Source organism: Nitrospira sp. (genome assembly GCA_029194675.1).
Classification (GTDB): Bacteria; Nitrospirota; Nitrospiria; order Nitrospirales; family Nitrospiraceae; genus Nitrospira_D.
The window spans coordinates 37,529-58,873 of record JARFXP010000001.1 but is presented as its reverse complement, the minus strand read 5'-3'; the positions used below and the strand labels follow the sequence as shown (position 1 = coordinate 58,873).

24 protein-coding genes are annotated in these 21,345 nt (G+C 54.4%); 15 read left to right on the top strand and 9 right to left on the bottom strand.

All coding sequences use genetic code 11. The features are described from left to right. Positions 1–15: 15 nt before the first annotated feature. From P0120_00330 to P0120_00305, 6 genes are all read left to right on the top strand, one after another. Positions 16–723: a WbqC family protein gene (locus P0120_00330; GenBank protein MDF0672776.1), complete on the top strand. Its 708-nt coding sequence runs from the start codon at positions 16–18 to the stop codon at positions 721–723. A gap of 11 nt (positions 724–734) precedes the next feature. Beyond that, positions 735–1,382, top strand: a complete 648-nt coding sequence (locus P0120_00325) for a PIG-L family deacetylase (protein MDF0672775.1) — start codon at positions 735–737, stop codon at positions 1,380–1,382. Then, the gene (locus P0120_00320) at positions 1,379–2,458 is read left to right on the top strand and encodes a DegT/DnrJ/EryC1/StrS family aminotransferase (protein ID MDF0672774.1); all 1,080 of its coding nucleotides are present in this window, start codon (positions 1,379–1,381) and stop codon (positions 2,456–2,458) included. Before P0120_00325 ends, P0120_00320 begins: the two co-directional genes overlap by 4 nt. Then, positions 2,455–3,621: an MraY family glycosyltransferase gene (locus tag P0120_00315; protein ID MDF0672773.1), complete on the top strand. Its 1,167-nt coding sequence runs from the start codon at positions 2,455–2,457 to the stop codon at positions 3,619–3,621. The genes P0120_00320 and P0120_00315 overlap by 4 nt, the downstream gene beginning before the upstream one ends. A 40-nt stretch (positions 3,622–3,661) precedes the next feature. Then, a complete protein-coding gene (gene mtnA, locus P0120_00310; GenBank protein ID MDF0672772.1) occupies positions 3,662–4,693 on the top strand; it encodes an S-methyl-5-thioribose-1-phosphate isomerase in 1,032 nt (343 codons plus the stop codon). A gap of 113 nt (positions 4,694–4,806) precedes the next feature. Then, positions 4,807–4,989, top strand: coding sequence for a UPF0175 family protein (locus tag P0120_00305; GenBank protein MDF0672771.1), 183 nt, complete (start codon positions 4,807–4,809; stop codon positions 4,987–4,989). Between the two features lie 80 nt (positions 4,990–5,069). Here the strand turns inward: P0120_00305 and P0120_00300 are convergent, their stop codons facing one another. Continuing rightward, positions 5,070–5,375 carry a HigA family addiction module antitoxin gene (locus tag P0120_00300; GenBank protein MDF0672770.1) on the bottom strand — a complete coding sequence of 102 codons (306 nt, stop codon included), beginning with the start codon at positions 5,373–5,375 and terminating at the stop codon, positions 5,070–5,072. A gap of 12 nt (positions 5,376–5,387) precedes the next feature. Continuing rightward, a complete protein-coding gene (locus P0120_00295) occupies positions 5,388–5,666 on the bottom strand; it encodes a type II toxin-antitoxin system RelE/ParE family toxin (GenBank protein ID MDF0672769.1) in 279 nt (92 codons plus the stop codon). Positions 5,667–5,903: 237 nt separating this feature from the next. Between P0120_00295 and P0120_00290 the strand changes: the two genes are divergently transcribed. Continuing rightward, entirely contained in the window at positions 5,904–6,677 is a 774-nt protein-coding gene (locus P0120_00290) for a SpvB/TcaC N-terminal domain-containing protein (GenBank protein ID MDF0672768.1), read from the top strand. A gap of 89 nt (positions 6,678–6,766) precedes the next feature. Here the strand turns inward: P0120_00290 and P0120_00285 are convergent, their stop codons facing one another. Continuing rightward, positions 6,767–7,183, bottom strand: coding sequence for a PilZ domain-containing protein (locus P0120_00285; protein ID MDF0672767.1), 417 nt, complete (start codon positions 7,181–7,183; stop codon positions 6,767–6,769). A gap of 643 nt (positions 7,184–7,826) precedes the next feature. On the opposite strand from P0120_00285, the gene P0120_00280 reads away from it, so the two are divergent. After that, a complete protein-coding gene (locus P0120_00280; protein ID MDF0672766.1) occupies positions 7,827–8,960 on the top strand; it encodes an IS110 family transposase in 1,134 nt (377 codons plus the stop codon). Between the two features lie 12 nt (positions 8,961–8,972). Next, positions 8,973–9,161 carry a hypothetical protein gene (locus tag P0120_00275; GenBank protein MDF0672765.1) on the top strand — a complete coding sequence of 63 codons (189 nt, stop codon included), beginning with the start codon at positions 8,973–8,975 and terminating at the stop codon, positions 9,159–9,161. A 192-nt stretch (positions 9,162–9,353) separates the two neighbouring features. Here P0120_00275 and P0120_00270 read toward each other — a convergent pair whose 3' ends face one another. The 5 genes from P0120_00270 to P0120_00250 form a co-directional block, all read right to left on the bottom strand. Next, a complete protein-coding gene (locus P0120_00270) occupies positions 9,354–12,011 on the bottom strand; it encodes a hypothetical protein (GenBank protein ID MDF0672764.1) in 2,658 nt (885 codons plus the stop codon). Positions 12,012–12,234: 223 nt separating this feature from the next. Continuing rightward, positions 12,235–12,807, bottom strand: a complete 573-nt coding sequence (locus P0120_00265; protein ID MDF0672763.1) for a hypothetical protein — start codon at positions 12,805–12,807, stop codon at positions 12,235–12,237. 425 nt (positions 12,808–13,232) lie between these two features. Then, complete coding sequence (locus tag P0120_00260; GenBank protein MDF0672762.1) at positions 13,233–13,547, bottom strand: hypothetical protein; 315 nt, start codon at positions 13,545–13,547, stop codon at positions 13,233–13,235. Between the two features lie 13 nt (positions 13,548–13,560). Beyond that, positions 13,561–13,896: a hypothetical protein gene (locus P0120_00255; GenBank protein ID MDF0672761.1), complete on the bottom strand. Its 336-nt coding sequence runs from the start codon at positions 13,894–13,896 to the stop codon at positions 13,561–13,563. A gap of 1 nt (position 13,897) precedes the next feature. Continuing rightward, positions 13,898–14,053 carry a hypothetical protein gene (locus tag P0120_00250; protein ID MDF0672760.1) on the bottom strand — a complete coding sequence of 52 codons (156 nt, stop codon included), beginning with the start codon at positions 14,051–14,053 and terminating at the stop codon, positions 13,898–13,900. A 75-nt stretch (positions 14,054–14,128) separates the two neighbouring features. On the opposite strand from P0120_00250, the gene P0120_00245 reads away from it, so the two are divergent. The 4 genes from P0120_00245 to P0120_00230 all read left to right on the top strand — a co-directional run bounded on the left by P0120_00245 (position 14,129) and on the right by P0120_00230 (position 18,836). Continuing rightward, positions 14,129–14,320 carry a hypothetical protein gene (locus P0120_00245; protein ID MDF0672759.1) on the top strand — a complete coding sequence of 64 codons (192 nt, stop codon included), beginning with the start codon at positions 14,129–14,131 and terminating at the stop codon, positions 14,318–14,320. Then, entirely contained in the window at positions 14,317–14,496 is a 180-nt protein-coding gene (locus tag P0120_00240) for a type II toxin-antitoxin system HicA family toxin (GenBank protein ID MDF0672758.1), read from the top strand. Before P0120_00245 ends, P0120_00240 begins: the two co-directional genes overlap by 4 nt. Positions 14,497–14,899: 403 nt before the next feature. After that, on the top strand, positions 14,900–16,798 hold the full coding sequence (locus tag P0120_00235) for a cobalamin-dependent protein (GenBank protein ID MDF0672757.1): 1,899 nt from the start codon (positions 14,900–14,902) through the stop codon (positions 16,796–16,798). Between the two features lie 91 nt (positions 16,799–16,889). After that, the gene (locus P0120_00230; GenBank protein MDF0672756.1) at positions 16,890–18,836 is read left to right on the top strand and encodes a radical SAM protein; all 1,947 of its coding nucleotides are present in this window, start codon (positions 16,890–16,892) and stop codon (positions 18,834–18,836) included. A 48-nt stretch (positions 18,837–18,884) separates the two neighbouring features. On the opposite strand, the gene P0120_00225 is transcribed toward P0120_00230, so the two are convergent. Further along, positions 18,885–19,142, bottom strand: coding sequence for a hypothetical protein (locus P0120_00225; protein MDF0672755.1), 258 nt, complete (start codon positions 19,140–19,142; stop codon positions 18,885–18,887). A 103-nt stretch (positions 19,143–19,245) separates the two neighbouring features. Here P0120_00225 and P0120_00220 point away from each other — a divergent pair, with 103 nt between their 5' ends. Further along, positions 19,246–20,175 carry a PhzF family phenazine biosynthesis protein gene (locus P0120_00220; protein ID MDF0672754.1) on the top strand — a complete coding sequence of 310 codons (930 nt, stop codon included), beginning with the start codon at positions 19,246–19,248 and terminating at the stop codon, positions 20,173–20,175. Positions 20,176–20,307: 132 nt separating this feature from the next. Then, complete coding sequence (locus tag P0120_00215; GenBank protein MDF0672753.1) at positions 20,308–21,336, top strand: zinc-binding dehydrogenase; 1,029 nt, start codon at positions 20,308–20,310, stop codon at positions 21,334–21,336. The last annotated feature ends 9 nt before the right edge of the window (positions 21,337–21,345 follow it).

Below are 21,345 nucleotides of genomic sequence, written 5' to 3'. Positions count from 1 at the left end.
AAGCCGGAGTAACGCATGCGCGTGACCATTCACCAACCGCAATTCCTGCCGTGGCTTGGGTATCTCGACAAAATCGATCAGGCCGATGCGTTCATCATGTTGGATACCGTCCAGTTCAAGAAGAACGAATGGCAAAATCGAAATCGTATCAGGACCGCCAAGGGATGGCAGTGGTTAACGGTTCCGGTACTGCAACATTTTGGCCAACGTATCGACGAAGTCCTGATTAACCCGACCACCGCATGGAAAACTCAGCACCTCCGAGCGCTGGATATACATTATGCTCGGGCACCATATCGAGACCGGTATCTTTCTGAGTTGCGGAAACTGTACGCTCGACCCTGGTCTAGGCTGAGTGATCTCAACAAGGCGACCGTGCAATGGTTGCTCGATGCCTATGGAATCACCACACCGGTCCGTAGCGCCGCTGAATACGCGGCTCGCGACGAGCCGACCGACCGGTTGATCGATCTCTGTCGGGCGGTCGGCGCCACAGGGTATCTTGCCGGACCGGGCGCTGAGCACTACATGGATAAGACGCGATTCGAATCCTCAGGCGTACGGCTTGAAATACAGGTGTTCCAGCATCCCAGCTATCGCCAGGCGTACGAGCCGTTTGAGCCGAATCTGTCCGCACTGGATCTCTTATTGATGCAAGGACCCGACGCGCTCTCGACGTTACGCCGAACGCGCTCGATGGATCGTTCTCTGACGAGTGTGTAGGAGGATCAGGTATGAAGAGCCCCAACGTCAAAGAACCGATGCGCATTCTTGCACTCGGAGCCCATCCTGACGATATCGAAGTGGGGTGTGGCGGAACATTGATCAAGTATGCGGAGAATGGCCATCGCATTTTTCTGATGGTCATGACACAGGGCGGAGCGGGCGGCAATGTCTCGGTTCGCAGGAGAGAGCAAGAGCTGTCAGCCAAACTCCTTCAAGCCGAAGAAGTGTTCTGGGGAGGGTACCAAGACACGGAAGTTCCCCTTGGACGAGACCTGATCCAAACAGTCGAGGAGATCGTGCGAAAGATCGAGCCGCATTTCATCTTCGTTCACTACCATGACGATACCCATCAAGACCACCGGCATTTGGCGATGAGCACGATTACCGCCACGCGTTACACCAAAAACGTGCTGTTTTATGAAGGACCAACCACGCAGAACTTCGCACCCACGGTTTTTGTGGACATCCAGCAAGCATTGGACCGAAAAATTCAGGCATTGGAAGCGCATGCCTCCCAAGTGATGAAAACCAATATCGAAGGGATAGGCATCGCGGACCTCGTGAGGTCGTCGGCACATTTTCGCGGGATCCAGGGTCGGGTGAAAACCGCCGAAGGCTTTTTGCCCTTGCGATTGTTCATAAATATCGGCGTATGACGACGGTTGCCACGATGGTTCCTCACTCACGACCCTTTATCGAAACTGATGAACTCCAGGCGGCGATCGAAGTATTGCGATCTCGCCGGCTGACCCAAGGAGGTATGGTCGAGCAGTTTGAGCGTGGGATGGCGGCCTATCTTGGCCTGGTCGGCGGAGTCGCCGTAAGCTCCGGAACAGCGGCGCTGGAAGTTGCACTTCGAGCATTGGGAATCGGACCAGGCGATGAGGTCGTACTTCCAAGTTATGTCTGTGCCGCACCGCTGGTGGCCATCCAGCGTGTCGGAGCAATCCCGCGAGTAGTCGATATCGATTTGGAGACTTTTGCGATCGATCCGGAAGCTGCGCGACAGGCCCTCACATCGAGGACCAAGGCCATGATCGTCCCTCATCTGTTCGGTCTTCCCGCTGATCTGACGGCTCTTGAACGGTTGGGAGTGCCGATCATCGAAGACTGTGCGCAGACACTGGGCGCGATGGAACAGAGAAGAGTCGCGGGGTCAGTCGGTCTGTTAACTATTTGCTCGTTTTATGCGACAAAGCTACTCTGTACAGGTGAAGGAGGGATGGTGTTGTCCCGCGATGAAAGTTTGTTGGAACGAGTTCGCACACTGAGGGAATACGACGAGGCGCCGTCTCTCCGCCCGGGAGCGACGAATGTAAAGATGACCGATCTCCAAGCTGCGATCGGCTTGGCGCAACTGAATCGCCTGGCATTTTTCCTCGAACGACGAAACTGTATCGCGGATGAATACCGATCGAGGCTGGATGGTGCCGGACTTGTGCAGCCGATCGTACCGGCCGGACGCACGCACGTGTACTACCGGTTCGTGGTGCGCATGCCGGACCTGCACGACCAAGTGGACGGTGTGAGCAGTGTGATCGCACGATTTGAAGGCCGCGGGGTTCAATGTCGGAAGCCGGTGTTCCGGTCGCTCCATCGCTATTTGGAGTTGGGCGGCTTTCCTGCTTCGGAAGAAGCGGAGCGTACCGCGCTCTCGATCCCCCTGTTCCCGTCGCTCACGGACGAAGATGTGGCCCAGGTGCAGGTCGCGCTGCGTTCGGAGTGGTCATGAAGACGCTCGAAACGGAACTGGCTCATCCATTCTATGCCACGACGTGGCGTTGGATTACGCCGGTTGTATCCGGAGCAACAGCCGGGGCCATCGCTTTGGCTATTCCCTCTGTTCGAGAACTCTTTCAGCTTGAAGGCTTGCGATGGTTACATATCTTTCTCTTTGCGTTTCTTGGTACCGGAGCCATGACCCCGCTGATGGTCAGGATCGGCCATCGATGGAACCTTGTCGATATTCCTGTTGATCGTAAGATTCATGTCTATCCCACTCCACGGCTCGGCGGTCTAGCTCTCTATGCCGGCTTCCTCGGATCGTTGCTGTTGAATTCCATCATACCCGATTGGATGGTTGCCATCCTGGTGGCCGGCTCGCTTCTGTTGATTATCGGCGTCATCGATGACATTCGAGAGCTGCCGGCCTCGGCAAAACTGTGTGGACAATTGCTGGCGGCGGGTATCGTGATTGCCTCGGGAAAAATCTTGACACTGTTTTCGCCCGGACTCCCCGGAGATGCGGCCAACATTGTTCTGACGCTTTTTTGGATCGTCGGCATTACGAACGCCTTCAATTTTTTCGACGGCATGGATGGATTGGCTACAGGTTTAGCGGTACTCATGGCCGGGTTCATGGGCGTCGTTTCGTTTGAAACCGATCAGGCAGGGTTAGGCTGGCTTGCGATCGCCATGATCGGAGCTGGTCTCGGGTTTCTGCCGTATAATTTTCGCGGCAGACGTCCGGCCGTCATTTTTTTGGGCGATGGCGGTTCGACTTTCATTGGATTCACGCTGGCCTGTCTGGCGGTGAAGGGCAGCTGGGCGGATTCAAGCCCGATCGTGTCCTTCAGCAATCCATTGCTGATCTTCGGAGTCCTGATCTACGACATGGTCCACATCACTGTCGAACGGGTTGCGACGGGAAAGGTCAAATCTGTGAAAGCGTGGCTGGACTATGTCGGCAAGGACCACCTGCATCATCGTCTCGAGCGCGCCTTAGGTTCCCGACAAGCCAGCGTCGCCATGATTTTTCTCTTCACGATCTGTCTCGGGCTGGCGGCCTTAGCGCTCCGACATGCCGGGACAATGGAAGCGGTGCTGCTCCTCATTCAGGCCGGCTTGATTGCCGCGATGATTACTGTGCTCGAAATCAGCGGCCGCCGCAGATAGGACTTGCACTCCTTCTCTATTCCCGCTAGAAGATCTCCCCATGGTTCCCACGGTTGAATGGAAGGACGGCGCCGTTCGCCTACTCGATCAACGCCGGCTCCCAGAAGTAGTGGAATTCCTCGACTGTCGGGACTACCAGACTGTCGCGGAAGCGATCCGTACTCTGAAAGTTCGTGGCGCGCCGGCGATCGGTGTGACAGCAGCCATGGGTGTTGCCTTGGGTGCACAGGCGATCAATGCGACTGAGTATTCTTCCTTCGCACCGACAGTCTTTAGGATCTGCGATGAACTCGCGGTGACCAGACCGACCGCCGTGAATCTGTTCTGGGCGATCGAACGAATGAGGCAAAAACTGGAGTCGTTGCGGGCTCAACCGGTCCCAGTGATCAAGCAGGCTCTTATCGCAGAATCTCAAGCGATACTTGAAGAAGACATTAATCTCTGTAAGACTATCGGGCGCCATGGAGCAGAGTTGATCCGCAACGGGCAGACGGTCTTGACCCACTGCAACGCGGGCTCACTCGCCACGGCAGGGTATGGGACTGCCCTTGGAGTGATCAGATCAGCATGGGAGCAAGGCAAGAAAATCAATGTGATTGCTGATGAAACTCGTCCTGTGCTTCAAGGTTCCCGTCTCACGGCGTGGGAACTCATGCAGGATCATATTCCCGTCACGCTGATCACGGACAACATGGCCGGCTCACTCATGAGGCAAGGAAAGATTCATCTCTGCGTCGTCGGCGCCGATCGAATCGCCGAGAACGGAGACGTAGCCAATAAGATCGGGACTTATTCCGTGGCGGTTTTGGCGAGAGCGCACAACATTCCTTTCTATGTCGCGGCCCCCTATTCGACCATTGACCTCAAAACAAAATCGGGGGCTGATATTCCGATCGAACAGCGAAATCCATCAGAGGTGACCACTATCCACGGAAGCCATCCGGTCGCACCCAAAGATGTGCTGGTCTACAACCCCGCCTTCGACGTGACCCCGGCCGAACTCATTACCGCCATCATCACCGAGCGAGGTGTCTTCAAACCCGGCGAGCTTGCCGACCAGTTTTGCCGGTAGCAGGACAGCTGCTCGAGCCGGGCTCTGTTGTTTCGGCAGATTGAATAATCGGTTAGCACTCGGGGAACTTGCTATACTACCTGCATAAGGGGAGGGCATGTACGAGCCGAATTATGCTGGATATACCCGATGATACCTTGCTGGCTCTGAAACTGTCTCCAGAGGGAATGGGGGAAGCGTTGCGCATGGCTGGAGCTGTCAAGCTGTTCGAGTTGGGGCAATTGTCTTCAGGGGCTGCCGCCCAAGCTGACGGTGTGTTCTCCAACCGCCGCCGCCACGATGTCGTTCCACCATGACCTGGGTCCCGGTGAAACGGAAGTGCTGATGCTGGCTGGTGAGGTTGGTGGTGTCGTAGCTGTGCGCTGAACAGCCCCTGCTAAGCCGCAGGAGAGATGTCCCGTGGATCGAGGCGGGAGATTTTTAGATTGGCCGCTCGCTTGGTGGCTTGAGCAAGGTCGTAGTCGAGCTGGAGGCCAAGCCAAACTTCAGGGCTGCTGCCAAACGCCTTGGACAGCCGGATGGCCATATCAGGAGAAATACCCGCCCGCCCGTTGACGAGGTTGTTAAGCGCCTGCCGCGTTACGCGCAAATGCCTGGCCGCGTCGGTGACGGTGATCCCAAGAGGCTCGATGCACTCCTGCCGGACAATCCGTCCTGGATGTGGGGGATGTTTCATCAGCATGGGTATATCCTCCTAATGATAGTCCAGAAAATCCACGTCGTACGCATGACCGTTTTCAAACCGAAAGATCACGCGGTAATTCGCCCGGACCGTCACGGCATAGAAGCTCTTTAAGTCGCCCTTCAGCGGGTGGAGCCGAAAGCCGGGGAGATTCATATCCTCCGGTACTCGGGCTCGGTTCAGGACGGCAAGAATATTTTCGATCTTCTCAAGATACTCAGCCCGAATCCCCTTGCGGTCGCCGTCCTCAAACAGCCGTTTCAAACCCTTGTGCCGGAAGCCCTGGATCACACAACGAAGGATAAACTGCTAAGTGGCACTTGTCAATTGTCTGAACGTGTGGCTGGCCCAAGCGCATGCTACTGAGATTTGCCGTCCAGCATGTAGTCTGCCACTGAATCGTTTTCGATTCAGGCCGACCATAGGTACACCACGTTCGTGATCTTCCCGGGTTCGTTCACAAAGCCTATCCAAATCAGCAGGAAAAACCATTTCTCATCTCAGCACCGTCCATCTCACTTCCCAAAGATGGGAGAGAAGTTCGCCGCGAATCCGGTCACGGGAACCGGCTCGATGACCGTTCCCATCGCCACCTCGCCAGGCCGTTCGGGATTTGGACCGCAACTTTCACTCTCTTACGATTCGTGCGCAGGCAACGGCCCATTCGGATTTGGGTGGAGTCTGTCTCTTCCGGCTATCACCCGAAAAACCGACAAAGGTCTGCCCAAATATGAGGACGCCGAAGACTCGGATGTCTTCATTCTCTCCGTTTCGGAAGATCTCGTTCCAACTCTGATTAAGAATGCGGCCGGAAAATGGGAGCCGGAAGTTATCCCCGACAGAATCGTCGGTAGTCAGGTCTATCGCATCAGCCGCTACCGACCTCGCATCGAAGGACTCTTCGCCTGTATTGAGCGCTGGACGAACAAGAACAAGCCAACCGATGTCTTTTGGCGCTCCATCTCCAAAGATAATGTCACCACCTGGTACGGCAAGACGGCTGAAAGTCGCATCCAGGACCCTACAGATTCCGCACGGATCTTCAGTTGGCTGATTTGCCAGACCCACGATGATAAAGGCAACGTACTGGTCTACCGCTATAAGCCAGAAGATTCCAAGAATGTTGATGCCTCGAAATCACACGAACGAAATCGCATCAGCCAGTTTCCTTCTTCCCAGCGGTATTTGAAGCGCATCCGCTATGGCAATCGTGCCCCATATTTTCCAGAGCTGAAAGCAGACACTGCCTGGCCCGAGCCGCCAGGCGTGCGCCTGCGCATTAGGCCGTCTAGGTGGCTGTAACGTGGATTCCATGAGCTTCAGCGAAAATCTTCTCAAAGGCGAGATAATCGGGAGCCTTCTCAAACAACGGCAGCCGCCAACCCGGCGATTCAGGACGTGGTAGGCAAGGCTTCCAGCAGGCAATCGGGGACGGCGAGGCATGGTGGATCTTCTAACGAAATCGAGGCAACTCTGTCATAAAAAGACTCCCGACCCTTTTTATGTCGGCTCAGTTCCAACGAGAGGCCAGGCAACATGAGGAGCGGGCTTTCCAGCCGGCACCCGCTCCTTGAGAGATCGAGGATGATGCCCGTCCCTTCGGACTGTGCGGAGCCCGACACCATGGCGTGAAACTGCACACCAACTCGAGGCGCAGCCCGCTGATCATCCACCTTCAGATTCATGACTGATCGACGCTCCGTCTTCCCATCAATGAGACCAATCGCTTCCCCCTCAGAAAGAAAATGGGAACAGATCGCTTTGTCTTTTACCGTGATGGGTTCACTGTGCGTTGTTCGTTCAGACACACATTATCCCGCGTAGGTATGTCAATCGGCAATAGCCAGTAGAGCGGAGGGGGAGGGAAACTTTGGCTAAGAGCCCTTCGGTCGTCCGCGTGGTCGTAACGTGGATTCCATTCCAAACCGTGTCGCAATGTTCTTCTACATCTCACAAAGCGCGGGCGGCCCATGTCCATTTATTATTGTCTGATGGTGGGGCGGGGCGATTTGAACCTCCGACATCCCGCTCCCAAAGCAGGCGCGCTACCGGGCTGCGCTACCGAAAAGAGGATTTGAACCTCAAACCCCTGGGTCCCGAACGCAGTGCGCAACCGGGCTGTGCTACCAGCAACACACTTTTAGTCCATCACCGCCAGGAGCCCTTTCTTGACAGTGCAGCTGTAACCCCCAGATCCGTAGTCTAGTGCTCTATCCATTGGGCTATGGGTGCAAGAGTAGTCGCCCAACCCGGAGATTCAGGACGTGGTAGGCGAGGGTTCCAGCAGCCAATTGGGACACAGCGAGGCATGCCAGAGTTTCTAACGAAGGCGTTGTACCTCCGTCAAGAAAAGACTTCCGATGATCATCTCGAAGGCTCCTCATGTGGAGTATAGAGTCTGCGTCGTGCAAGACGCGGCGGCTCTTCTCCACCTACACCGAGGAGGTTGCGATGAGATCTTATGCGGGAATCGATTTGCATGCGACGAACAGCGTTGTGGTGATCCTCGATGACGACGACCGCGTGCTCTATCAGAAGCGGCTGCGCAATAACCTCGCGCTGATCCTCACAGCACTGGAGCCGTATCGGACTACGGTGCAGGGCGTGGTCGTCGAATCTACCTATAATTGGTACTGGTTGGTCGACGGGCTCATGGAGGCCGGCTACCGGGTCCACCTCGCCCATGCGCCAGCCCTGCCGCAGTACAGTGGGCTCAAGCATGCCGACGATCAGCATGATGCACAGTGGTTAGCCCATCTGCTCCGTCTGGGCTTGCTTCCCACCGGCTATATTTATCCGAAAGCCGAACGGGCCGTCCGCGATTTGCTCCGCAAACGCAGCCAACTGGTCCGGCACAAGACCATGGTGGTCCTCAGTCTGCAAAGTCTCCTCACACGATTAACCGGGACACGGCTCTCTCTCCTCCGGCTCCGACAGCTCACCCCGGAGGGCGTCCGGGCTCTCGTCCCGTTTCCCGCACACGTGCAGACGGTCATGAGTTCGTTGGTGGTGCTGGAGTGTCTGGAGCAGGAGATTCGCACGATCGAGGGTACGGTCCGGGAGGCGGGAAGGACGCAGCCGGGCTATGCGCTCTTACAGACCGTTCCTGGCATCGGGCCGATCTTGGCCAGCACGATTCTCTTGGAAGTCGGCGACTTGCGGCGGTTTGCGACCGTCGGGCACTTCGCCTCCTACTGTCGCTGCGTCGGCAGCGAGCACGTGAGCAACGGCAAGCGCAAAGGGACCGGCAACACCAAGAAGGGCAACAAATATTTGAGCTGGGCCTTCATCGAGGCCGCCCACTTCGCGATTCGCGATGAGGCGGTGATGCGCACGTATGATCAGCGGAAGCAGGCACGGACGCATCCCCTCGTAGCACTGAAAGCGGTGGCGCATAAACTCGCACGCGCCTGCTCTCACCTGTTGCGCGAGCAGGTGCCCTTCGATCTGGCCCGCGCCTTCGGCTCGGCGCGGCAGAACTGGGGGGAGCTGGGAGCTCGCAAAGGGGTTGGGGTCTGCCCCCGCACTCCCGATTCGCCCCGGGCTTCCCCCTTCAACTCCCTCGCCACAGGCGTGGGGGACTGAGACGCCTCGGTCATGAGCCAGAACGGGGATGGCACCAGCCCGCTGGTCGCCAGACATCCTGTGCGTATATCCGGTGGACGTGACCGGGAACCGACGGTGGTCTGGGGCACGACGTGCCAGGGGCTGGAGTCGATCCTCCATGAGGCTCGCTCCTGTGCCGTGATCCTGATGGGTGACTGGGGCGGCTCAGATCAGAGCTGACCCTGATGACGAGGACAACCGGGATGCGACGGGGTCCCGCGACGGAAGGGCGAGGGGAGATGTCATCGTCTCATCCTTCGCCCCGTTTGCAGAATACGAAGGGCACGAGGTCCTATGCCGCTTGACCGGAGCCTTCGAGATGGGCGACCCCTTTTATTTTTGTTCTGTTTACCCTCGCTTTTCCCGTTCTCTTTAATTCCTTGGGAGCAAGTCTCGAAAGGTCAGGTAGCCGCGCTCCCCAAGCCGATTAATCAGCACGGAAGCTTGTTTTTGTACCTCTGGGTTCTTGCTTGTGGATCCGATTCCAAGGATGTGTCGCAGTTCTTTGGTCCAGCTATGGATATCCCATCCTTCCTTGTCACCCTCGACCATAAGGAAAGCGCACTCAATAGTTTCTTTCGACATTTCTGATGGCAGACTTACAAGCTGTTCCATCACCAAGTAATCTGGATCGACTTTGCCACCAGTTATCCTTAGAACATTAATCAGTTGTTTTGTCGACCAGGTGAAGTCAAACTTTCCAGAGCCAAACCACCATCCAAAGGCACTTGCTTCCTTCAAAGATGAAGCGGGGTTTTGATTGATCTCGCTGAATCTCCAATTCCACATTGCTAAAAGTCTGTTAGGCAGTTCTGGCGATATATCTTCATTCATATGTTTAGCACTACGACCTAAGAATTTGAGAGCATCAGCGCGAGCGCCATCATCGGCACAAGCAAAGAATTCAGCAATTAAGCCACTGGGTTCTATTTCAAGCAACCCTCGCCAATAGAAGACCATTAGATGTTGGGCGAGGTGTGAGTGTATCTTTGGGACGATCTCATGTGTTTTTGTTAAAGAACGCAGTTTTGTGATTGCGTGTCTGTATGTTGGAGTGAGAAGAGGTAATACGTCGTTGTATGGCTCACGGTATAGGATGTAGGCTTCCCATGCAGCGTTCCAACTATCCGCATTGTCTGGAGGAAAGATTTTTGATACTGCATTGGTTGCCCACTCTCGATCTAAAAGTGCCAGCCAAGGAAACCATGTCCCATATACTGCTCGAATGGCTAGACTATGATCGTTCTCATACTCTAGGTGTTTGTCTAGGACTTCCCTGACTTCCGGCATGACCGTAAAAGAGGACGGGAGTTTTTGTGCTGTATTGTCGGCCTCTAAACACCTCCTAACCCACAAGCCATATTCAATTACAGCTTCCATCGCTTTCCCTCGAACTGTATTTATGGCGTGCTGTAGATGGTGTCCTTCGTTGTGTTGACTCCGGTTGGCTTCGTCTTCTGTCGTTGGGTCAGGATCCTCTGTTAACGCTGAAAGGACGCTCCAGACTCTTGCGCGAGTTTCGATACGAAGGGTATTCGGGCCGCCATTGAATCCCGCACTCAGCAAGCGAGCAATCCTGGCTCTAGTCCACCCCCAATCGGTATCTGCTGACCACTTATCGACTATCCTGTCTCGAATGGTTCGATTCTGATTAACTGCCCAATGACAAAGGTCCAATACAGGTGTCCACGGAAACAGCGTACCGTTGCCTAGTGCTTGACCAATTCCTTCTAGAAAGGACCTCACATATGTGGGGTCAAGTCCATAGAATATTTCCACGCCATCAATGTATTTCGTAGGTTCAAGACTCACCATCTCTTCAATGATCTTTCCCAAGCCAGCTCGAGATGGGCCTTGCCTTGATCCTCTTGGTTCCGGTGTCCAACCTTTCAGAAATTCTCGAAGCTTAGACGGAGGCATTGACTTGAGGTCTTCGAGTGTTCGAGGGCTGGCATGACCAACATATCCAGAGGTCATATATGATTCAAATTCCGGATGCTCTGGGGCCGGTATTTCTGATGTTATGTGCGCATATGTTGCTGCCCACGGTTCAGGCAAAGAATCGTGTATAAGCACAAGCTGTTTCAGCTGCCAGTGCGTTTTGTAACTGGCTATTTCTTCAGCTGATGGGGGCTGGCCCGTTTCCTTCGACCAGTAAGCAGCACGTTCTTCGATGTCAGAAGGCCCGGTGTCTATCCATGTCAGTATTGTGTTTTGATCGGCTTGACTGAGGTCTTTGAATCGTTCTTTCAGAAGAAGAGCGTACTCATGGCGCAATCGGTGGTCCTCGAAAAACGCCTCGTTTGTGAGGGCGTGAGCAACCTCCGATTCATTTCCTGTTGGGAAAAGCCTCATAAGGTGTAAGCAAAGTCTCTCGATGATGTTGCTCGGCTTTGCGGGCAAATCATCCGATATTCTTGTTCCTCGAAGCAGTTTAAGAATTGCACGAAGCTCAGTTGAATGGTCCCGCAACAAGCTCTCTGCTGAGTCTCGTATGGCAGAGATCAATAGCTCCCGAACTGTGTCGTCATGATTCTGTTCATGGCTCTCAATGGCAGGTCGCCAAATATACGAATATTCGTCATCTGAATCAGGCGATGCCTTGAGGTAGGCGGCCAGCAGCTGACATAAGAGCTCGATAGTAGCGTCTCCGGCCTTTTCAGTAAGATTGGCAAGATTGTCTTCAAGAATAGAGCGATAATCAGAAAAAGAAACTCTAGTTTCTGGTTTTGTCGAATCAATACGATCTTTCTCTTCGTCAGCATCCCTATCAGTCTTTGGTCTGGGGGTAATGGCTAGCAGAGCGCGCGCAATTTGAAGCGCTCTATCAACTTCGTTTGATGAAGCCAGATAGCTTATGTATCTGCCAATGGTTTCATGGAGTGAGAGGTTGTACGGGGTATCAATCCATGCAATGGCATTCTGAGCTAGGCGTGCGGCATCGCTTCCCGGCAACTTCATAGCTGCCTTAATGAGATCTGCTCGGACTCTAGAGTTTTCAGTTTCAGGGACACTGAGAATTGTGTCCATGACGACAGAAGGATCCGTAGCGTCTCCGGCAACTCGTGCAAGGTACTCAGATGCTGGCCACGGAGGTATTCGAATTCTGTTGCCATCGGATTCTAGTTGAGGTGGCCTGTTAAATACTCCTTTCTCTTTTAGTGGCCGTATCCAATGTGGATTGTTAAGGCGATCGAGGAAATAACGGCTCTGCTCAGTTCGGCAGAGCATCGAAACCGCCCTATCTACTTGTTCAGATGTTGGTGTCTTCCAGGATTTCATCAAGCGACTCAATCGTGACATAGAACGCTCTACCAATCGACATTAGACAGGACTCAAATATTTCAAAATTGTGAATGATTTCTGGCCAGTCATAATCGGCATCGGCTTTTCCGGCACCATGACATTTCCCTACAGCCCAACTAACAATTCTGACATATTCCAAAAGTGCCGGACGAACTCCCTGGCCGTGTTTGTCGTCCTCTGGGGCAATAGCATTGAATAGCCTTCTCGCCTTGTCATAGGGTTTTTCTCGAGTGCGTGAATGATCATCCATCAACTTACTCAGTTTATCGTAAAGTTGAGTGGGAATTGGCACCGGATCAGCAGGCGTTGATCCATTTGCTGTAGCTAATGAGGTAATCGCTGAGACGACGCTCCGATGATCTTTCCATAGAGGTGAAAGTTCGTCCAAGCGATTTACATACTGAAGATTTGCAGTATTGTCTTCTTGCCCTGCCCAGTAGTCAGGCAATCGATTGCCAATTTCTCGAATGGCATGCGCGATAAATCTGACCCTCCCTGGTAGCTGATTTTCGCAAAGCATTATTACCGCGCCCTCGTATAACTCTGCTAGGCCTGGTGACTTGTTTCCTAGCCAGGTCCTCAGCTCGATACGCTGAGGATTCCAGGAAGGACAACTATTCTGGGCACGGGGCGACGTATTTGGGGCTGAACTTCCTTCTGGTTCCATCTAGCTTCAGGTAAGACGAGGGTTGAGCGGCATATTACTTTTTTGAGGGGGCTTAGGTCTATTCGAACCGTTCAATTGTATTGATCGGGACTTGCAGGTTGTTGGTTTACTGTGCAGCTCTTACGCTTTCCCTCTCTTGCACTCCTGCTCTCGGTCTAGGGAGGAACGAAATAGACCGGTATGAGGGACGAATAGGCGGATGGGATCGGGCGTTAACTAACTGTATCGCTGCCATCGGCAGATCTCGAAAGCCCGTAAGCTATAGAAAGGCAAAGCGACTATTTCAGGGATGTATCTAAAGGAAGTCGGCCAGGCTTCGGCCTGCACAAGTGCCGCCGCGGTAGCCAGATGCTCAACGCCGCGCCTTTCTTCCGCGGTAGGGGTGCGGCGGTCGCGAAATAGGTCCCAAAGGTGCCGAGGCTGGTTCCAGCCACGGAATTGATCGGCATGCTCCAGGCGCCCATGAAGCCTAGCGACAGCGGCAGGTGACGAAGCTCGGCCCACTTATCGTCCAGACGGAAGTCGGGGGTCACGACGACTGTTCCCGTTGCCGCTGAAGCCGCGCACGTGCCGACTTGGACGTTAGGTTTCAATCAATCGATCGCGCTATCGGCCAACTCGAGCCGCCATGGCGAAGTGAAAGAAATAACGGTCGAGAGAAGCTAAATCGCTGCCGTAGGTGTTCCCTCTGAACATCGCATCGCAGAGCAGCTCCCGCGCGCGGGTCAGTTCTTTGCGCCGGCCTTTCCACCGCTCATCCGCGATCGTCAAATCCAATAATTCTAGAGCACGATCGAACACCTGCTCGCAGCGCTGCGGATCCTTTCCATACCAACGGGCGGCGCGTGCCACGTCGCTCCCGACATTGGCCAGTTGCTCCACGAGCGAGAGGGTGTGCCATCGTCCTGCGGCTAATTGCTCGTGCTCGTGAATGGGTGCCATGTTAGCCCTGCACCAATCGATTGACGATGGCTGTCACGAGGTTCCGGATCTCCACGCGCTTGACGTATCGAGGACGGTTTCCATCGGAGTTAGGCCGATACCATGCATCGTGGCCCGTCAAATAGCCCAAAACGGAGGCATTGTAAGCTTTTCTCATTTTTTGGGTCCATCATCCCATTTAGAATCAGTTTCTCCACTTTCCAGGCTTTCGGAGTCCGGCTATAATACCGAAATGGAATCGATCAAATACATCTATTGGCAGGATGAAAACCACTGGCTCGGCTACCTGCAAGAATATCCCGATTACTGGACCCAAGGGGAGTCTCTCGAAGACCTGCAAGCCCACCTTCGCGATCTGTATTACGATCTCACCAGCGGTGAAATTCCCGGAGTGCGCAAGCTGGCAGAGCTCACACTTCAGTGAAGCGAAAAGACCTGATCCGGCAGCTCGAAACCAACGGTTGCGTGCTCGTTCGTCATGGCGGAAAGCACGATTGGTATCACAATCCCGTCACGAAAGTTTCCCAGCCTATTCCCCGCCACACCGAGATTAATGAACATCTCGCAAAACGCATCCTAAAAATGCTGACCAATCCCTAGCTTCTCCCGCACCGTATAATTTGATAGCTCATGTGATAGTCAGCTGCTTTGATTACACGGCTCCTCTTCTTTTTTACGTAAGGAGTGGTCAGATGATCCTTTACTGCGCGCATTGAGGGACCACAGCTTCACCGTGGGGCCTCAGCGAGGACTCTTCTCCGCTCTATATGCGGGGCAATCAGGTGCTTTCCTAATTGCGCGCATTGACCGAGCACCTCCCAAGGTCTGAAAGTCTGATCTGCCCCTGTGTGCGCGGTCAGCGAGCAGGGGAAAGTATCTGGTTGCCCCGTATTCCCTCCCGCCCTTGCATATCGTTCTTCAGCCCCCGTACAATATTCTATTTTGCGCGTAACTTATTGGCTTTCCAGTCATTTAGGAGTTTAAAGCGAGCAGGATAGGCTGAATGAAAGCCGAGTATTCAAAAGGAAATCGGGCGTCGAAGGAGCTGATTCAGCTTCACCGCCGGACCTCTTTTGAGGCCAGCGGCCGGAAGATGAAGGTGATGCTGATCTTCCCACCGGACTGGTACCCCTCCGAACCCTATCTCAGTCTGCCCTCTCTCACAGCCGTTCTTCGCCAGGCCGGTCATACGGTCATTCAAAAAGACATCAACTGTGAAATGTGGGACTGGTACTTCAGCGAGGATTTTCTGAAGAAGGTTTTGCGTCGGGTGCCGCAGCAATTGGATCGGCTTCGCAAGCTGGCGAAGAAGCGGGACTTGGCCGAGTGGGAGATGGATGTGCAGCTGGCGCTCTGCGATGTGACGCGCCCACGGATGGAGAAACTCATTCGAGATGCGGAAGAAGCGAAGGATATCGTCAGAAGTGAAAAGTTTTATGATATCGATAAATTAGAATGGGCGATACAAATCTTTCGCGAGGTCACCTCGGTCATTTCACTGGTCTATGCTCCGGCGCGGATCTGCATGCCGCCGATGGAAACCAATCTATCGTACAAGCCGTATGTCTCCGCCGAAGTGATGGATGCCGTGCAGGATGAACAGGTCAACGTGTACCGGGATGTGTTCAACCAGCTCGTGAAGCCGGCGATCGAGCAGGAACAGCCGGACGTGGTCGGGATCTCGATTGTCTTGCAGCAGCAGATGTTCTCCACCATGACCTTTGGTGCCCTCATCAAGCAGCACTTTCCGGACATTCATATTACGATCGGCGGCAATACGGTGACCCGCCTGCGCGACGTGCTGCGCGATTCACCGCTTTTTCAGTATTTTGACAGCGCCGTGGTCTACGAAGGGGAGACGGCGTTCACGCAACTGGTCGAAGCGATCGGCGCTAAACAGAGTTTAGCCAATGTGCCGAACACGATCTATAAGGACGAGATGGGCATTCATGTTTCTCCACTGAGTTATGCGGAGGATTTGTCGACACTGCCGCCGCCGGACTTCGACGGCTTGCCGATCGAGAAGTATTTTGTGCCAACGAGGATACTTCCCTATCTGGCGACGCGGGGATGTTACTGGGGGCGCTGCGAATTCTGTGACCATGGTGAGGGCTATACGTCCGGCTATCGGTCGAAGAAGATTCCGGACATTCTCTCTGACATCACCTATCTGCGCGACAAGTACGACGCCAAACATTTTCACTTTACCGACGAGTCCTATCCACCGGCTTTGTTCCGCAAGCTCACGAGCGGGTTAATTGAGAGCCGGATGGGGATTTTCTGGACGACTCATATGCGGTTCGAGAAGAGTCTGTTGGAAGATGCCGTTTGGCAGGATGCGAAGGAGTCGGGCTGCCGCTATCTTCACTTTGGGTATGAATCGGGAGTCGAGCGTGTGCTGCGACTGATGGACAAGGCGACGACGGCAGAGGTCATGACAAAGCACCTGAAGCTGACGGCGGAGGCGGGCATCTGGAACCACTGCATGGGCTTCTTCGGTTTTCCCGGTGAGACGAAAGAAGAGGCCTGGCAGTCGGTGCAGTTCCTTGAGCAGAACAAGGACCATGTCCATTCGTTGGGGTTCGGGACGTTCGACTTAGGCCGACACAACCCGGTGGCCAAACATCCGGAGAAGTGGGGCGTGACGGCCTACAAGAATCCGGATTGGGATCTGGCGCTCGATTACTACTACACAGTGAAAAACGGCATGAGCATCGAAGAGGCCGAGCGAGTATTTGAACAGTTCGAACGGAACCACAATCCCGGCTGGGATTTGCGTCTCTATATTCGGGAATATATCTTTCTTTATATCGCAAGGTTTGGTTTAGGAAAGCTGCCTGATCTTCAGTATCAAGCCGTCAAAACTACGGGAGTGGTGCCGACGTTAGCGGGAAAAATGTGAGTGGGGCCTGTCTGTTGATCTGATGATTTGTTGACACTGTTGAGTGTCCAGAAACCAACAGATCAACAGATTCTGTCAAATTGATGATCCAATGAGCGAACTGCTCCAAATAGACGGTTTGGCGCCGCTGACGAAGGGAATACGCAAGACTTCGAGGGTGATGCTCCTGTTCCCGCCTGAATGGGTTCCGACAGCACCGTACTTAGCATTGCCCTCGCTCACAGCCGTCTTGCGTGAGGCGGGCCATACGGTCATCCAGCGCGATATCAACATCGGCATGTGGGATCACTTCTTCAGCATGGAATTTCTGATCTGGGTGAAGGGCCGGCTGGGTATGCAGCTCAAGGCGCTGCACGCGAAGGAGAAAGCGGGGCTTCTCACGGAACGGGATGTGGACCAGGTGGCCGTCGTGGAGCAGGCCGATGCCGTCGATGTGTTCGATCTGGCGGATCGGGCTGAAGAGGCTAAACTGATTGTGCGTGGCGAACGTTTCTATGAGGCCGAGACGCTGGAGGGGGCGCTCAATACTTTTCGGGAGACGATGGTCTATATCTCTGCCGCCTACTATCCCGCCTCGCTCGTCTTTTATCCGATGGAGAGCAATTTGGGCTATCGCCCCGGTGTCTCCAAAGAAGTGTTTGCCTGTTTAGCAGATGAGCAGGTGAACGTCTATCGGGATCTCTGCAATCAGTTGGTTATGCCGGACGTGGCGAGAGAACAGCCGGACGTCGTCGGGATCTCCATCGGGACACAGATGCAGCTCCTGGCGGGCCTGACTTTCGCGAAGATGATCAAGGAGGTGTTTCCCCAAATCCATGTCGTGGTGGGTGGGAACATCATCACGCGGCTTCAAGAAGACCTCATCAACCATGAGAGGTTCTTTGCGGAAGTATTTGATTCGGCGATTCTCTATGAAGGGGAGCATGCCTTGCTGTGGCTCATCGAAGCGTTGAATGAGCAGCGGCCTCTCGCCTCTATTCCTAACCTCATGTATCGAGATGAGTCAGGTCTCCATCGGAATTCTGAAGTGTATACCGAGAAGACCAATGAGCTACCCTTGCCGGACTTTGAGGGCATGCCGCTGGATCGCTACTTCGTTCCGGAACTGATCATTCCCTACTTGGCGACGCGCGGCTGCTATTGGGGTCGCTGTACGTTTTGCGACCATGGTCAGGGTTACTTCGATCAGTACCGGGGGATGGCGGCTCAGCGGGTGGTTGACCAGATCAAGGCTCTAAGGGATAAGTACCAGTGCCGACACTTTCTATTTTCCGATGAATCCTATCCACCGGCACTCTTCAAGAAAGTTTCGCAGCTGCTAGTGGACCAAGACGTGAAGATCAAGTGGACGACGCTCATTCGGTTTGAAGAGACTCTGCAAGATCAAGCCACCTGGAATCTCGCGGCGAAGGCCGGCTGCTGCACCCTCTATTATGGGATGGAATCGGCGAACGAGCGGGTCTTGAATCTCATGGACAAGCACGCTCGGAAAAGCGTCATTGAACGCAATCTCCAAATGGCAGCGAAGGCGGGGATTTGGAACCACGTGATGGCCTTTTATGGCTTTCCCGGTGAGACGTTTGAGGAGGCCATGGAAACTCGTCAGTTTGTCCTCGATCATCAGCCGGTGATTCATTCCCTCGAACTCTTCTACTTCGTGGCCTACCGCCATACCCCAATGGTGCGTCATCCGGAAAAATTCGGCATTACGATCCACAAGCAGGAGGAGTACGATCTGCCGCTGGACTATTATTACACCTTGAATGACCCGAAGACACTGTCTTGCCTCGACGCGATGCAGCTCTGCGAGGAATTCTATAAAAACGATTTTCATCCCTGGGCCGTGCGGGTAAACTCTCGCGAACATGTCTTTCTCTATATCTCGAAGTTTGGGACGAACCGGTTGCCGCAAATTTATGCTCAGCAGACGCAGCCGGTGGGATCACCGGACGGAGTGTCAGGCTTGATTACCTGGCCGGTTGTGCATTCGCAAGGCGACGAAGGAATGTCACGTGTAACCAGTCACGACACCGGCTGAGGTGGGAAGCGTCAAATGTCGGGCGTGAGAGCAGATTGTTGTTGAGGATTACCGTTCGGCTTCGTCGGGAATAAACACGGCAGAGATCAATGCATAGGCGGCTTCGATCGTCCGAGTCATGTCTTCAGCTTTTTGAAACTGTTGCATGTATTGCTTCGGATTGTTGGTGAGACCGGCATAGCGCGTGGGATTCCAGTTGTAGAGCTGGACGCGTTTCGCCCGTTCCAGGTCTTCGGTGGTGATGGGCAGCGTGAGGTCAAGAATGTCCAACGCATGGGCGACATCCTGTTCGGTGATGTGGTTCATGGGCGGAGTCTGCCAAAGATAACGAGCCCTGTCAAATAATGGCGATTGTTTTTGATGGCATGGATTCTCAGGTGGTGCGATCCAGACGAGTTCGGGAGTGACCATGGTTGAGCAACGGTCTCTCAAATTCTACCAGGCCGACGTCTTTACCTCTCAACCGTTCGGGGGTAACCCGGTGGCGGTTTTCCCCGACGCGGATGGACTGACAGACGACGAGCTGCAACAGATTGCGCGGGAGATGAATTTGTCGGAAACAGTGTTCGTCTTACCACCGACCGATCCTGCTGCAGTTGCGCGGTTGCGGATCTTTACCCCGACCCAGGAAATTCCCTTTGCCGGCCATCCGGTACTGGGCACATTTTACGTGTTGGCCCAGCTCGGGAAAGTTTCTACTCGGGAACAAGTGACGCATGTCATGCAGGAATGTAATATCGGCCTATTCCCGGTGGAATTGCATGCAGAACAGAGTCGTGTGGTGCGGGTCGTTATGTCTCAACCCAAACCGGAATTTCTCGATCCTATCGACGCGATCGACGATGTGTATTTGGTCGGTGGAGCTCTCGGCTTGCCGAAGCACGTGATCGCCGATATGAAATGGCCCCTCCAAGTCGTGTCGACCGGCTTACCGGTCTTGATCGTGCCGGTGCGAACGTTGACGGCCGTCCGGTCGATCAACCCTGATGCGTCGGCCATCACCAATGTCTGCGAACGGTTTGGGGCCAACGGGATTATGGTCTTCACGACGGTGACGGTTGAATCGTTCGCATCTGTCCACGCGAGGATGTTTGCTCCGAAAATCGGCATCTTGGAGGATCCTGCGACGGGGAGCGCTGGCGGCGCACTTGGAGCGTACCTGGTTCAGAACGGCGTCGTTGAAGTTGGACCGAGGACGGACATCCTTGTTGAACAGGGCTACGAAATCGACCGGCCATCCCGGATTCTGGTGCAAGTTGAGTCGGATGACGATGTGATCCAAGGTGTGAAAGTCGGTGGGCAGTGTGTGATGGTGGTGGAAGGAGTGTTGAAGTTTTGAAATCGTGGGACCTGTCAGCGAGGAGCTCAACCGTCCTCGCACCCCGCCCGGTGTAGGGACCCCGCTGCGGGCGGTTGAGCACCCACCTCGCTGCCACCCACGATTTCAAGTTGTAGTGGAGAAAATGAAGAAATGAAGGTGGTACTTTTTCGCGAACATGGTGGGCCGGACAAGCTCTTGTACGAAGAGCTGCCGATGCCGAAGATCGGTCCGCAAGACGTGTTGATTCGGGTGAAGGCCTGCGCGCTGAACCATCTCGATATTTGGGTCAGGCAGGGGAGTCCTGCCTATGCCGTTCCCTTGCCCCATGTGGGAGGATCGGACGTCGCCGGGACTGTTGAACAAGTGGGGACCCATGTCGAAGGCATCGCTGTCGGAACACCAGTCTTTGTGTCACCCGGTATCAGTTGCTGGAATTGCGAGTTCTGCTTGGCTGGGCGGGACAATATGTGCCGAACGTACAACCTTTTGGGAGCCAGGATGCATGGCGGCTATGCCGAGTATGTGAAGGTTCCGTTTCGGAATGTGCTGCCGATACCAGAGAATATGACCTTCGAACAGGCCGCCGCGTTTCCACTTGTTTCCGTCACAGCGTCGCACATGCTGTTTGCGCTGGCCGGGCTCCAGTCTGGAGAAACTGTGCTCGTGATGGGAGCGGGGAGCGGCGTCGGGATGATGGCTGGTCAGTTGGCTAAGCTGGCGGGTGCGCGTGTGATCACCACAGTCGGTTCCGATGACAAGATTCCCAAAGCGGTTGTCTTGGGAGCCGATGCGGTGATCGATCACTCCAAGGAAAAGGTCTCGGAGCGGATCAAATTGCTGACGGAAGGGCGAGGCGTCGATGTGGTTGTCGAACATATCGGACCGGAGGTATGGGACAGCTGTTTGGAGTCGCTCGCAAAAGGCGGCCGGTTGATCACGTGCGGTGCGACCACCGGTGGGGACGTCAAGCTGGACCTTCGTTATCTCTATTCCCGTCAGCTCACGATCAAGGGGTCGTATATGGGCACGAGGGCTGAACTTGTGAAAGCGGCGGAACTCATGGGCCGGAAACGATTGACCGCCGTGATCGATCGTACGTTTCCACTGTCGGAGGCCCGTGCAGCACAAGAACTGATGAACAGCCGGAAGTTTTTCGGTAAGATCGTGCTCGTCTGCTGAGTCCTGAGT

What these genes read in the sequence shown, in the direction of transcription:
- P0120_00330 (MDF0672776.1), top strand. Translation starts at nt 16, where the DNA reads ATGCGCGTGACCATTCACCAACCGCAATTCCTGCCGTGGCTTGGGTAT.
- P0120_00325 (MDF0672775.1), top strand. Translation starts at nt 735, where the DNA reads ATGAAGAGCCCCAACGTCAAAGAACCGATGCGCATTCTTGCACTCGGA.
- P0120_00320 (MDF0672774.1), top strand. Translation starts at nt 1,379, where the DNA reads ATGACGACGGTTGCCACGATGGTTCCTCACTCACGACCCTTTATCGAA.
- P0120_00315 (MDF0672773.1), top strand. Translation starts at nt 2,455, where the DNA reads ATGAAGACGCTCGAAACGGAACTGGCTCATCCATTCTATGCCACGACG.
- mtnA (MDF0672772.1), top strand. Translation starts at nt 3,662, where the DNA reads ATGGTTCCCACGGTTGAATGGAAGGACGGCGCCGTTCGCCTACTCGAT.
- P0120_00305 (MDF0672771.1), top strand. Translation starts at nt 4,807, where the DNA reads ATGCTGGATATACCCGATGATACCTTGCTGGCTCTGAAACTGTCTCCA.
- P0120_00300 (MDF0672770.1), bottom strand. Translation starts at nt 5,375, where the DNA reads ATGCTGATGAAACATCCCCCACATCCAGGACGGATTGTCCGGCAGGAG.
- P0120_00290 (MDF0672768.1), top strand. Translation starts at nt 5,904, where the DNA reads ATGGGAGAGAAGTTCGCCGCGAATCCGGTCACGGGAACCGGCTCGATG.
- P0120_00280 (MDF0672766.1), top strand. Translation starts at nt 7,827, where the DNA reads ATGAGATCTTATGCGGGAATCGATTTGCATGCGACGAACAGCGTTGTG.
- P0120_00275 (MDF0672765.1), top strand. Translation starts at nt 8,973, where the DNA reads ATGAGCCAGAACGGGGATGGCACCAGCCCGCTGGTCGCCAGACATCCT.
- P0120_00270 (MDF0672764.1), bottom strand. Translation starts at nt 12,011, where the DNA reads ATGGACACAATTCTCAGTGTCCCTGAAACTGAAAACTCTAGAGTCCGA.
- P0120_00265 (MDF0672763.1), bottom strand. Translation starts at nt 12,807, where the DNA reads ATGCTTTGCGAAAATCAGCTACCAGGGAGGGTCAGATTTATCGCGCAT.
- P0120_00255 (MDF0672761.1), bottom strand. Translation starts at nt 13,896, where the DNA reads ATGGCACCCATTCACGAGCACGAGCAATTAGCCGCAGGACGATGGCAC.
- P0120_00250 (MDF0672760.1), bottom strand. Translation starts at nt 14,053, where the DNA reads ATGAGAAAAGCTTACAATGCCTCCGTTTTGGGCTATTTGACGGGCCAC.
- P0120_00245 (MDF0672759.1), top strand. Translation starts at nt 14,129, where the DNA reads ATGGAATCGATCAAATACATCTATTGGCAGGATGAAAACCACTGGCTC.
- P0120_00235 (MDF0672757.1), top strand. Translation starts at nt 14,900, where the DNA reads ATGAAAGCCGAGTATTCAAAAGGAAATCGGGCGTCGAAGGAGCTGATT.
- P0120_00230 (MDF0672756.1), top strand. Translation starts at nt 16,890, where the DNA reads ATGAGCGAACTGCTCCAAATAGACGGTTTGGCGCCGCTGACGAAGGGA.
- P0120_00225 (MDF0672755.1), bottom strand. Translation starts at nt 19,142, where the DNA reads ATGAACCACATCACCGAACAGGATGTCGCCCATGCGTTGGACATTCTT.
- P0120_00220 (MDF0672754.1), top strand. Translation starts at nt 19,246, where the DNA reads ATGGTTGAGCAACGGTCTCTCAAATTCTACCAGGCCGACGTCTTTACC.
- P0120_00215 (MDF0672753.1), top strand. Translation starts at nt 20,308, where the DNA reads ATGAAGGTGGTACTTTTTCGCGAACATGGTGGGCCGGACAAGCTCTTG.